A 12181-nucleotide genomic window follows, 5' to 3' on the forward strand; every position below is an offset into this window, starting at 1 on the left:
GCGGCCCTACAGGTTCTGCGGCTTGAAGCGCTCGCTCAGGTCGAGCATCGGGCCCGCTACGCGAAAACGACCCTGCCCATAGTAATGCAAGGTGGCCGGCTCGCTCACCGTGGCAGCGACGTGCCCCTTCACCACTTCCCAGATGAACAGACCGTACTCGTCGATCTGGCGATCATCGGCCAGGCGACATTCGAAACTGGCATAACATTCCTGGATCAACGGCGCCTGTACATGGTGGGCCGGCGCCGCGGTCAGCCCGTACGCCTCGAACTTGTCCAGCGAATGCCCCGAGCTGTTGCCCACCGCGACGACCGCATCGACCATGTCCGCGGTGGGCACGTTGATCACGCATTCGCGGCTGCGGCGGATCAGTTCGTAACTGTGGTTGCCGGCCCAGATGTAACAGCCGAAAAGCGCGGGACTGAATTGCATCATCATGTGCCAACCCATGGTCATGATGTTGGTTTCGCCCCGCCAGACGGATGTGACCAGCACGATGGGGCCGGTCTCGAGATGACGACGGGTCTCGACCACGGGAAAGTCGGTCTTTTCATAACGCTGCATGGCAATGTCCTCCGATGGAAACCGGAGGCCAGCTTCTCGCACTTGCGAGCGGCGGTCTGTCGGAAGACTGTCGAGGGTGTCGGGAAATTGCGCATGAAAAAACCGGGCGTCTGCCCGGTTCGATTCATTGCCGCCACGGACCTATCGACTGGCGTCGAGTACCAGCTTGCCACGTATGTGCCGCTCCTTGCTCTGGCGCAGCGCGTCTTCGGCCTGGGACAAGGGCAGCACCCGGACCTCGATCACCAGCTCACCGGATTCGAACAACGAGGCAATGTGCTGGAGCTGCGCACCGTCGGAGCGCGTGGCGAAATGCTTGCCGCAGGCCCCGGCGGCTTCGGCCAGGCCGGCGTCGGGCGGGCTCACCGGGGAGACCAATACACCGCCCGGCTTGAGCACCGACCAGGAACGCACCTGGGTATCGCCACCGACCAGATCCAGCACCACATCGACCCGGTCGACGACAGACTCGAATGGAGCCTGGTTGTAATCGATCACCTGCGCGGCACCCAGTGCTTGCAAGTAGTCATGGTTGTACGCCGAGGCGGTGGCGATAACGGTGGCGCCGGCCATACGCGCCATCTGCACCGCCATGCTGCCGACACCGCCCGCCGCGCCGTGGATCAGCACGCGCTGGCCGGCCTTGATCCGTGCATGCTCATGAAGGGCCTGCCAGGCAGTCAACGCGACCGCCGGAACACCACTGGCTTGCAACGCCGTCAGGCGATTGGGCCGATGCGCAAGACGCTCCGCGCTGGCGACCACCTCGGTGGCATACCCGCCAACGATATTGATGAAACCGAACACCTCGTCGCCGACAGCCAGGCCACTGACGTTTTCCCCTACTGCCGCGACGCGACCGGCCACCTCGACGCCTGGCGTATAGGGCAACTGCAGTGGAATGAACGCCTTCATGGCACCGGAAAGGACCTTCCAATCGACCGGGTTCACGCCGCTGCCGGCCACTTCGATCAACACCTCACCCTGGCCTGGAACCGGCGAGGCCAACTCCTCGAACGACAAACCTTCAACCGGGCCGTACTGTGCTACGCGAATCGCTTTCATCTCTCACCTCGTAAAAAAGGAAATGGCGAGCCGGCGGCAGGCCGGCCCAGGGTCAGGCGCGGCGCGCATCCAGGCTGAAGCGGCCGGCGCCAAAGGCAACTACCTGCAACAGGCCACCGGCCATGGCGATGTTCTTGAAGAAGTGGATGAACTGATTCTGGTCGCCAAGCTGGTTATGGAACGCCAGCGCGGTGGCGACGCTGAACAGGGCCAGACCGGCCGCGACCAGGCGTGTGCGGTAGCCCAGGATCAGGGCAACACCGCCGACCACTTCCACCAGGATGGCGATTGCCAGGGCCAGGCTCGGGAACGGTAGGCCGACCGATTCGATATAAGCGACCATGCCCGCCGATGCGCCGATCTTGGAGACGCCGGAGAGCAGGAAGATGGCGCTCAGCAAGATGCGCCCGGCGAATGCAGCGGATGAAGACAACGAGGCGGCAGGGCCGAAAGCGGTGTTGGTGACGGTGCTGGACGATACGTTGGGGTGAGTCATGGTGGTTTCCTCTTGAAGGGCTCACCACCTTGGTGAGCCGCAATGAGGTGAATTCTGCACGCAACTCACTTACCTAAAAAGCCAGCTAATTTCGATAAAATCGTTCTATTAAATAGAAAAGCCGAGCGTCGGTTGAAGTATTGGAAAATACCCATGAACCGGTTGCCCTTGCGGTTCGTTTCCAGTCGGAGCCGATTGTTCGTCGCCATTGAATTCACCTGGCAACTTCACACGGTTTATCTCCTGCTCCCAAACCAGAACAATGCCCTCCATCCCCGCCAGGCACGCCGCCCCGTCCAGAGCGGAGCCTGTGACTCATCAGCCCCGCAACTGCGCAAGGGACTCCCCATGACCATAGAGAATTCGTCGACGTTGCGCTCCGCCCTGGCCGCCGTGAACCTGCGGGCCGACCGCTTCGAACCTTATCTGTACGCCCTGCTGCGCACGGTATTCGCCATCGTCCTGTTCACCCACGGAGTGCCGAAGGCGCTGCGCACGTCCCACGGGTCGATGGCCGATCCCATGGCCGGGTCGATCAACCTCATCCAGAACGTCATGGGCCTGCCCTTCGCTGCGCAGCTCGCGTTTCTGGTCATGCTGTTGGAAACCGTTGGCGCCCTGATGCTGGCGGTGGGGCTCGCCACGAGGCTGGTGGCCCTGCTGATCGCAATCCAGATGCTTGCCATCAGCTATGCGCTCGGACCGACCTGGCCCTGGATAGACCGGGGCATCGAGTTTCCGGTATTGATGGGTTTCCTGGCGCTCTACATCGTTGCGCGTGGTGGCGGCGCGCACTCAGTGGACACACGCCTGGGGGCCGGCTGAGGTGGCGCGAGCGGCGTCGCGCTCCTCAGTCAGGCATTTCAAGGCCGGTGTGCAATCATGCGATCCACTTGCGATCACCGGTAAAGCAAATGGTCAGCCACCGCGTCGCGTCGGCCTGACCCAACCTGGCAGAGATCTGCTCACGGATCGCGTCCAGTTGCCCTACGGTTTGCAACCGGTAATCCGCCGGGAGCACGATGTGGATCTCGATAAAGCGCGCCCGCCCGTGCTTCTGGACATAGGACACGTAGTCCTCGAAGCCGTGTTCCACCGTGGCCGCGTCCATCACCTGGCGCACCGTATCGTCAAGGTGATCCGGTGCGATACCCAATACATCGCGCAAAGCCGGGCGCAGGATCTTGAAGGCCGGTGCCAGCATGCTCAGCGCCAGCAGGATCAGGATCAACGGGTCGACATACATCGCCCACTGCCCGTAACCCTGGGACTTGAGCAACAGAGCGACCAGGAAACTGACCAGCAGGCCCACCGAAAGCATCGCGTCGACCAGCCAACTGATGTTGTCGAACTGGATCAGCGATGACTTGAGCGTTCGATTGCGGTAGCGAACGTAGAAGAAATAGCCGAACTCGACGACGGTGAACACCGCGGCATAGATGATCACCATGCCCAGCTCGATTTCACGGCCACCGTTGATGATGCCGGACACGCCATTGAGGAAGGCATAGATGGCGATCAGCAGCAGGAAACTGCCTTCGATCAGCAGGACCATGGGCTCCAGATGCCAGAATCCGAACTGGAAGCGGTGGTTGCTTTCCTTGGCGATCAACCTGGCCGTGATCAGCATCAGTACCTTGATGAAGGTAGCGACCAACGAGAAAAAACCATCGAACAGGATGGATTGGGCGCCCGTTATGAAACCGGTGCAGATCCCGGCAATCGCCACGGCGAACATCAGGAAAGTGGATTGTTTGAGCAGCGACTGCTCACCTCGGTTACTCACGTAGCTTACCTCTGACAACATTCGAATCGATGCACAGCACGATCGATTTCCGGGCGACAGTCTACTTCATCGCGCTGGCAAGGAGCCTTTGAAGACGCCCACCTTCGGCATTTTAGGAATCGTCCTATGCCGGGCCGACACTCGAATCGAGGGCCGGAGGGCATGGCCGTCGCACGTGTCAGGCCCGCCAGCGCGTGCCCCATGCCAGGCTCCCGAGGCCACGCTTTCGGAATCGTCTGATACCCGTGCGGCTCGCGCCTCGCTAGGTTGGCTGGATGAAATTGAAGAACTACCTTCACCAGATCAACCCCCTCCTCTCCACTCCCAATGCCGCCCGACGCCTGCTGCGCATCTTTGGCGTGGTGCTGCTCGTGGGCATACTCAGTGGTGTCTACAGTTTTCTGCTGCTGACGTTCAATGCCGAGGTATCGCGCAGGCGCAGCCACATGAGCAGCGCCATCGCCGAGGCCCATACGTTCTTCACGACCCGTGGGGCATTGCTGGAGAGCCTGAGCCTGTCGGCCATCCGCAAGCCCGAGGGGGTGAAGCCACAGGTGTCGCCCGAGGAGATCCACCTGCTGCTGGGCAACGCACAAGGCAAGCAATGGAGCATCTGGTTGACCGAGCGGGTCAGGGACTACCTGACCAGCAGACAAGTGAACCTGCTCTATGTCAGCAGCGGCAACGATGTGCGAGTGAAGCGGCTTTACACGGCGACCCCTGCCGTGGGCGATTTTCCCTCGGCGATGCTGGACCGCTTGCAAGCGTTGAAAGGTGACAACAGGGCCTCGGTCAATGAGCTCTGGCTGACCAATCAGTCGAGCAGTCATTCGCAGCTGTACATGTTCATTCGTCTCGATCGGCGCGACCTCGACTCCGGCTGGCTGGGCTTGGAAATGGACGGTCGCGAGGTGTCCCACGCCCTGGACGACAGGAGCGCCGGGCAATTCATGATGTTCAATCCCGACGGCATGCTGGTATTCAGCAACAGCCAGCCGGCGCAACTCAGCCAGAACCTGTTGCAGGTGCAACGGCAGAATTTCTTCGGCTTCGTCGGCGATGCCTGGCTACCCGACCACCTGGTCATGCGCAAGCAGCTCAAGTCCTCCGACTGGCAGCTGGTGTACTCCATCGACTTGCGAGACGTCCTCCTGGCGCTATGGCCCCGCCTCGTGGGTGCCCTGCTGTTCTGCCTGTTCAGCATCAGCCTGGTGTGGATACTGATTCGCCGCCTCGAACATCGCTTCATCGCGCCGACCATCAGCCGCATCCAGGCCCTGGTGGAAAGCGAGCTGTTCAGCAGCGATGTGATCCAGACGGCCCCTGTGGCCCTGTGCGTGCTGCGCCGCGCCAATGGCCAGGTGGTCCTGGAGAACACCCTGTCGCAGCAGTGGCTGGGGCAAAGCGGCGAACGCGAGCGCCTGAGCCCTCGATGGATCTACCGGGCCTTCGACGCCATGGACCCGCAGGTCACCGACTACTTCGAGGCGGCCGACGGACGCCACCTGTACCTGAGTTGCGCCCCCACCCGCTACAAGGGCGAAGACGTGCTGCTTTGCGCGTTCAGCGATATCAGCACCCGCACGCAGATCGAAGAAGCCCTGGAGCAGGCACGACAGCTGGCCGACGCCGCCAATGAAGCCAAGACCCTGTTCCTGGCGACGATGAGCCATGAGATCCGCACCCCGTTGTACGGCGTGCTCGGGACACTGGAATTGCTGGCGCGAACCGAACTGGATGCCCAGCAGACCGACTACCTTCGCACCATCGAGAGCTCTTCGGCGACATTGCTGCAATTGATCTGCGATGTCCTGGACGTCTCCAAGATCGAGGCAGGGCAACTGGCCCTGGAGCTCACCGAGTTCAGCGTGCTGGACCTGATTCACGAGGCGACCCAGGGCTATGCGGCCGCGGCCCATGGCAAAGGGCTGGACTTGTATGCCGTCATCGATCCGAAGGTACCTGAGCGGGTCATCGGCGACGTCTCGAGAATCCGTCAGATCCTCTACAACCTGTTGAACAATGCAGTCAAATTCACCGATGCAGGCCGAATCGTACTGCGAGTCAAGCTGGCTGGGCGGGACGGTGAGCGGGTCAGCCTGTTCTGGCAGGTTTCCGACACGGGCAAGGGAATAACCCAGGAAGACCAGTCGCGCATTTTCGAACCCTTCTACCAGACCCGCGGCCACACCAACGTGATCGCCGGTACCGGGTTGGGCCTGCCCATCTGCCAGCGTCTCACGCATCTGATGAATGGCAGTATCCGCGTGGTCAGCGAGCCCGGGCTGGGCAGCAGTTTTTCCCTGACCCTCTCGCTCGAACAGCCCATGGCGCCCGCGCCGGCGAGCAGCGTCCCGCCTCTGCTGCCGAAAGTGGTCTTCGTGGTTTCCCCCATCCGTGAACTGGCCGAGACCATGAGTGGCTGGTTGCGTCGCTGGGGCGCACGTGCGCAACTCGATCGTCCTGCCCCGGGCGCTCCCACCCAGGGAGCAGTGCTGCTCGAGCTGCACCCGGGTTCCTTCGAACAACGCCTGGCCCCGCAATGGACCGGGTCGCTGGTGATGGCGACCGGCGACGGCTATAACGACCCCCAGCAGGCTGCCGACGGCTGGGTGGTGAACATCAATCACCTGAACGCGATCCACCAGGCCGTCAGCCGCGCCCAGGGCCTGTGCGCCATCGAACCGGCGCATGACATCTGGCCGCGGCACCTGAAAAAACTGCATCTGCATATCCTGGTGGTGGAAGACAACGTCATCAACCAGTTGATCCTGCATGACCAATTGCAGGAACTGGGTTGCACGGCGGAACTGGCCGGAAACGGTGAAGAAGCGTTGGCGATGTGGCGCCGGGGTCGGTTCGATGTCGTGCTGAGCGACGTCAACATGCCCCGCATAAACGGCTATGAACTGGCTCGCGAGCTACGCCGCCTTGGCTGCGAAGTACCGATCATCGGCGCTACCGCCAATGCCATGCGCGGCGAAGAAGCACTGTGCCTGGCCGCAGGCATGAACCACTGCCTGGTCAAGCCTTTCACCCTGCAGGCCCTGCATAACCAACTGGCGCCCTACGAAAGAACCCCCTCATGAAACCCATCAGCGTACTGGTCGTCGAAGACCACCCATTCCAGCAGGTGTATCTGCAGAACCTCTTCAGCGAGCTGGGGGATTTCGACCTGCAATTCGCCCAGGAAGGCAGCGCGGCGCTGGATTGCCTGAAAAAGCGTGATTTCGATCTGGTCCTGACCGATCTGTTGATGCCCGGCATGGACGGCATCCAGTTCATCCAGGGACTGGCCGCCTCCGGCGCCCGGCCCGCGCTGGCGATCATGAGTGTGGCGTCCAGACGAATGCTCACGAGCGCAAGCCTGGCCGCCCGTAACCTGGGCGTCAAAGTCATAGGGCTGATATCCAAGCCGGTCAAGCTCGCCGCACTGCGCAATCTCACCGATCAACTGGGCGGCCTGCGCCAGGCTGACCTGCCCCTTCCCGGCCCGCAGATCGACCACCTGGCCATCAGCAATGCACTGGAGAGCGGCGAGTTGCGCGCCTGGTTCCAACCCAAGAAGTCCCTGGCCAACGGGCGGATCGTGGCCGCCGAAGCGTTGGTGCGCTGGGTTCATCCCGAGCATGGGCTTCTGCTGCCCGGGGTTTTCCTGCCGGCACTCAAGGCGTTCGACCTGGAAGAATGCCTGCTCTGGCACATCCTGGAGCAAGCGATCGTCGCTCAGAACCAATGGTGCAGCCAGGGCTATGCCATCCCGGTGTCGATCAACCTGCCCACGCATCTGCTCAACAGCCCGGACCTGGCGGACCGGATCCTCGCGTTCGTCCTCGAGCACCAGGGTGTTCCGGCGATGATCTGCTTCGAGTTGATGGAGTGCTCCATGCCCGAAGACATCAGCAACTTCTACGCCGGTGCATGCCGGTTGCGCATGAAGGGGTTTGGCCTTTCCCAGGACGACTTCGGCCAGGGCTACAGCTCGTATATGAACCTGGTCTCGACACCGTTCACCGAGTTGAAGATCGATCGGGCGCTGGTGCACGGCTGTACCACCAATGAAGAACTGACCCAGGCCCTGACCAGCATCGTCGCGCTCGGCCGCCAGCTGGGCCTGACGGTCGTGGCCGAAGGGGTTGAAACGGCGCAGGAGCTGGCGCTATTGCGTAGAATCAACTGCACCCAGGTGCAGGGTTTCCTGATCTCCCATGCCGTGTCGTCCAGCGAGTTCCAGCAATTGCTGACTCAGGATGGGCCGGCCTTGGTCGACTGACGACTGGAAATCCATTTTCATTTTGTCCAAGGTCGCGCGGTGCGCAACGTTTCCAAGCGTCCTTCAAAGGTTGGCCCAATGACCCATTCCGATGATCTTCTACAGAAACTGACCAGCAGCTCCTTGAAGATGAACAAAGGGCTGATCGTGCTGGGCGGTCTGGCGTCGCTATTGATCGGTCTCAGTGCCTGGGGCTTGAACCGAATGATCGAGGAGCAGCGCGACACCGTTCGGTTTCACTTCGCCAGGCTGATGGAAAACATCGGCGAACAGGACGCCTTCCTCGATGCGATTGCCCGGCAAAGCGCCAAAGGCCTGCCGCTGGATACCGGGCAGTTCCGGATGTTTGTCGAAGAGCCGTTGCCGGATGAAGGCGATGGCATCTACAAAGGCCAGGAACTGTCTTTCTCCCTGCCCTTCAGCGTGAAGATCAACCCGGCCACCATCGAGCCGGAGGAACGCCACCGGGTCTTCGGCCTGGGTGCCCATTTGGCCAGCTACTACAGCGCCTTCTGGTCGGCGTCGTATTACCAGTCGCCGCAGGTGTTCCTGTTCAACATGCCGGACAACTTCGATATCGCCGTGCCCGCTGCCGGCCGCCTGCGCGGCGTCGGCCAGATCCAGGGCGGCACCTACCAGCAGGTCATGAACCAGATATTGCAACGGCTGCATGAGGACAACCCTCGGCCTGCGGACAGTCGCGTGCACTGGGTGCGCTACAGCGCCGAAACGGACAACAGCGCCCCGCCGACCGTCCTGGCCTACATCAACATCGACATGCCGGCCACCCAGCTGGGTATCCGGGGTGCCAGCCCCTGGGTGGTGGTGGCTTCGCTGCTGAACCTGAACCAGCTCAACGAGATCGAGCGCATCATGGAGTGGTCGATCTACGATCGCTTCAGCCTGGTAGCCCCCAACGGTGCCCTGCTGGTAGGCGCCGAAAAGCCTGGGCAAGACCTCAAGGACGGGCTCAACTTTCGTCTCGATGGCCTGGTGTTCAAGATTTCCAGCGACGGGCAACAGCCCTGGACAGCCGTCTATGTGGTCGGCTTCAAGAGCTTCATCGACTATGCCTGGTGGCCCTTGCTGGGCATGTTGACGCTGATGCTCGCGAGCATCGGCGGTGGCTGGGCTTTCAACCGGTGGTACAAGACTCGCGTGGTCTTGCCCGCCCATGAGGCCCACCAGAGCATCGCCGAAAGCGAGGCCTTCAGTCGCGCGATCATCGACAGCGCTCCCACCGGCCTGTGCGTGATACGTCGCAGCGATCACAAGATCCTCCTGCAGAACCAGCGTCTTCAACAGTGGCAGCCAAGTGACAAACTGATCGCCGCACTCGAGCAGAGGCAACTGCTCACCCGTGCAGGCCAGACGGAGCTGCAGATCGACGGTCGCCATCTGCAGGTGGGTTTCGTCGGGGCTCGCTATCACGGGCAGGAGGTCTGGATCTGCGCATTCAACGACGTGACCCGCCACATCGAGGATGCCGCGGCGCTGGAACAGGCACTGCACGCCGCCGATTCCGCCAATGCGGCAAAAACCCGTTTCCTGGCGACCATGAGCCATGAGATTCGCACGCCTTTATACGGCGTACTGGGCACGCTGGAACTCCTGGGCCTGACTGACCTGGCCCCCCGCCAGCAGGAATACCTGCGCACGATCCAGCGCTCGTCGGCCACCTTGTTCCAACTGATCAGCGACGTACTGGATGTATCGAAGATCGAAGCCGGGCAGATGACCATCGAGGCCCAGGACTTCTGCCCGCTGGAACTGACCGAAGAGACCCTGCGGGCCTACAGCGCTTTCGCCCAGGCCAAGGGCTTGCAGCTTTACGCCTGTATCGACCCCGCCGTTCCCGACCAGGTGCGGGGCGATCCGCTGCGGATCCGCCAGATCCTCAACAACCTGGTGAGCAACGCGATCAAGTTCACCGACAACGGACGCGTCGTACTGAGGTTGCGAGTCCTGGACAAGAATGCCGACGTCGCCAGCCTGCTGTGGCAGGTCAGCGACTCCGGCATCGGCATCTCCCAAGCGCAACAGGCCCAGCTGTTCGACCCTTTCTACCAGGTTCGCGATGCGTCCAGCGAAGCGGGCGCCGGCCTGGGCCTGGCGATCTGCCGATGGTTATGCGAACTGATGGCCGGCGAGCTGAAAGTGGTGAGCGAACCCGGGCTCGGCAGCAGTTTTTCATTGCAACTCAAGCTTGCCTGCGGCCAAGGCCATCTGGGCGACTGCCCGCAATTCGATCCGCACACCCCGCCCGTCTATGTACAGGCACCCACGCCTGAACTGGCGCAGCATGTCTGCAACTGGCTCGAACGACTAGGCCAGGAAACCCGTATCGTCAACCCGGAACAGCCGCCGTGCGCATCATCGCTGTTGCTCGATGTACTGCCCTCGTCCCAGGAGTCCTCCTGGACTGGCCCGCGGATAATCGCCAGGGCCGCCGGTCCCAACCCGCCGGAGTACACCCGCGCCGGTTGGACCGTGGATGCGTACGACATCCGGGCGATGGCATGGGCAATACGTTTCGCCCAGCAGGGCACCGACTCACGGACATTCCCATCGACCATGGAGCCGCCACGACACCTGGACCTGAACATCCTGGTGGCCGAGGACAACCCGATCAACCGGGCGATCATCAAGGAGCAACTGCAGGCGCTGGGCTGCTCGGTAGTCGCCACGGCGAATGGCGAGCAGGCCCTGCATCAATGGTTGCCCGGCTCATTCGACCTGGTGCTGACCGATGTGAACATGCCGGTAATGAACGGCTATGAACTGGCCCAGGCACTGCGCAGGAACGAGCCGGACCTGCCGATCATCGGCGTGACCGCCAATGCCCTGCGCGACGAGGGAGAGCGCTGCGCTGCGGTCGGCATGAATGCCTGGCTGGTAAAGCCGCTCAACCTGCACATGCTGCGAACACAGCTGTTGAAACACTGCAAGCTCGCCGAGCCGCTCCCCTTCAGCCCGGCACCGCCTGCGGCCGACACGGTGCACAATGCCGACCGGCCACAGCTGTCGCCGAAAATGCGGGACCTGTTCCTCAGCACGATGCAGCAGGATATCGACACGCTCAATGCCACGCTCCAAGGCAACGACACCGCCGCGGTAGCCCGGCAACTGCACAGCATGGCCGGGGCATTGGGCGCCGTGCAGGCGGCCGACCTGGCGCAAACCTGCATCGACCTGGAGAACCGGTTGGAGGGCCGGCACATGACACCTGACCTGGCCAGCGACATCGAGGCTATGCTTGGGCGATTGAGAGCGATGCTCGACGCACTGGCATGACGGTATGACTCAATAACGTATTAGGGATAGCCAACATGGCCACACTCAACGTCGTGATCGCGGATGATCACCCCATCGTATTGCTGGGCGTGCGTGAGCTGATAGAACGCGACGACCGCTTCCGGATCGTCGGTGAGGCGGTCTGTTCGAATGGACTGATAGAGCTTCTCAAACACCAGCCGGTCGACCTGGTGATCACGGACTTCAACATGCCGGCCGACTCACCCTACGGTGACGGACTCAAACTGGTGGAGTACCTGCGACGGCACTTCCCGGAGGTGAAAATCCTCCTGCTGACGATGATCTCCAACCCGCTGATCCTGACACGGCTCCATGAACTGGGCGTGGTCGGTGTCATCCAGAAGAACCAGTTACAGGACGACATCCAGCTTGCGCTCACGGCCATCGCCCAGGGACGCCCTTTCAAGAGTGCAAGGCCCCTGGCCCATAGCGTGAGGGAGCAGAACGTCGCGCTGGATGAACGGCTGTCGAGGCTATCGCCCAAGGAGTTCGAGATTCTGCGCCTGTTCGTCTCGGGGCTGAGCGTCACTGCCATCGCAAAAAGCCAGTCCAGGAGCGCGAAGACCGTCAGCACCCAGAAAATCGCCGCCATGCGTAAACTTGAAGTTTCCAGCGACCAGGATCTGCTGACGTATTGCCTGGAGAACAATATCTTCAGTTGAACAACTCTCTTCGCGCCTAC

General features: G+C 61.8%; 9 protein-coding genes. 5 read left to right on the forward strand and 4 right to left on the reverse strand.

Annotated features, from left to right (window positions below):
* Window positions 1-6: 6 nt before the first annotated feature.
* The 3 genes from BW992_RS22825 to BW992_RS22835 form a co-directional block, all read right to left on the reverse strand.
* The gene (locus tag BW992_RS22825) at window positions 7-564 is read right to left on the reverse strand and encodes a flavin reductase family protein (RefSeq protein ID WP_076407151.1); all 558 of its coding nucleotides are present in this window, start codon (window positions 562-564) and stop codon (window positions 7-9) included.
* 141 nt (window positions 565-705) lie between these two features.
* Entirely contained in the window at window positions 706-1629 is a 924-nt protein-coding gene (locus BW992_RS22830; RefSeq protein ID WP_076407152.1) for an NADP-dependent oxidoreductase, read from the reverse strand.
* A gap of 52 nt (window positions 1630-1681) precedes the next feature.
* Window positions 1682-2125, reverse strand: coding sequence for a DoxX family protein (locus BW992_RS22835; RefSeq protein ID WP_082339813.1), 444 nt, complete (start codon window positions 2123-2125; stop codon window positions 1682-1684).
* Window positions 2126-2473: 348 nt separating this feature from the next.
* Between BW992_RS22835 and BW992_RS22840 the strand changes: the two genes are divergently transcribed.
* Window positions 2474-2950, forward strand: coding sequence for a DoxX family protein (locus BW992_RS22840; RefSeq protein ID WP_076407153.1), 477 nt, complete (start codon window positions 2474-2476; stop codon window positions 2948-2950).
* Between the two features lie 55 nt (window positions 2951-3005).
* Here BW992_RS22840 and BW992_RS22845 read toward each other — a convergent pair whose 3' ends face one another.
* Entirely contained in the window at window positions 3006-3911 is a 906-nt protein-coding gene (locus BW992_RS22845; protein WP_053155351.1) for a cation diffusion facilitator family transporter, read from the reverse strand.
* Between the two features lie 275 nt (window positions 3912-4186).
* Between BW992_RS22845 and BW992_RS22850 the strand changes: the two genes are divergently transcribed.
* From BW992_RS22850 to BW992_RS22865, 4 genes are all read left to right on the forward strand, one after another.
* Window positions 4187-7000 (forward strand): ATP-binding protein, encoded by a 2814-nt coding sequence (locus tag BW992_RS22850; RefSeq protein WP_053154005.1) that lies wholly within the window; start codon window positions 4187-4189, stop codon window positions 6998-7000.
* A complete protein-coding gene (locus BW992_RS22855) occupies window positions 6997-8184 on the forward strand; it encodes an EAL domain-containing response regulator (protein ID WP_053154008.1) in 1188 nt (395 codons plus the stop codon). Before BW992_RS22850 ends, BW992_RS22855 begins: the two co-directional genes overlap by 4 nt.
* A 78-nt stretch (window positions 8185-8262) precedes the next feature.
* Window positions 8263-11478, forward strand: a complete 3216-nt coding sequence (locus BW992_RS22860; RefSeq protein WP_076407154.1) for a hybrid sensor histidine kinase/response regulator — start codon at window positions 8263-8265, stop codon at window positions 11476-11478.
* A gap of 35 nt (window positions 11479-11513) precedes the next feature.
* Complete coding sequence (locus BW992_RS22865; RefSeq protein ID WP_053154013.1) at window positions 11514-12161, forward strand: response regulator; 648 nt, start codon at window positions 11514-11516, stop codon at window positions 12159-12161.
* The last annotated feature ends 20 nt before the right edge of the window (window positions 12162-12181 follow it).

Origin of the sequence: Pseudomonas sp. 7SR1 (genome assembly GCF_900156465.1) — a bacterium.
Lineage (GTDB): Bacteria > Pseudomonadota > Gammaproteobacteria > Pseudomonadales > Pseudomonadaceae > Aquipseudomonas.

Coding starts and splice junctions, on each gene's coding strand:
- BW992_RS22825 (WP_076407151.1), bottom strand. CDS start 564: ATGCAGCGTTATGAAAAGACCGACTTTCCCGTGGTCGAGACCCGTCGT.
- BW992_RS22830 (WP_076407152.1), bottom strand. CDS start 1,629: ATGAAAGCGATTCGCGTAGCACAGTACGGCCCGGTTGAAGGTTTGTCG.
- BW992_RS22835 (WP_082339813.1), bottom strand. CDS start 2,125: ATGACTCACCCCAACGTATCGTCCAGCACCGTCACCAACACCGCTTTC.
- BW992_RS22840 (WP_076407153.1), top strand. CDS start 2,474: ATGACCATAGAGAATTCGTCGACGTTGCGCTCCGCCCTGGCCGCCGTG.
- BW992_RS22850 (WP_053154005.1), top strand. CDS start 4,187: ATGAAATTGAAGAACTACCTTCACCAGATCAACCCCCTCCTCTCCACT.
- BW992_RS22855 (WP_053154008.1), top strand. CDS start 6,997: ATGAAACCCATCAGCGTACTGGTCGTCGAAGACCACCCATTCCAGCAG.
- BW992_RS22860 (WP_076407154.1), top strand. CDS start 8,263: ATGACCCATTCCGATGATCTTCTACAGAAACTGACCAGCAGCTCCTTG.
- BW992_RS22865 (WP_053154013.1), top strand. CDS start 11,514: ATGGCCACACTCAACGTCGTGATCGCGGATGATCACCCCATCGTATTG.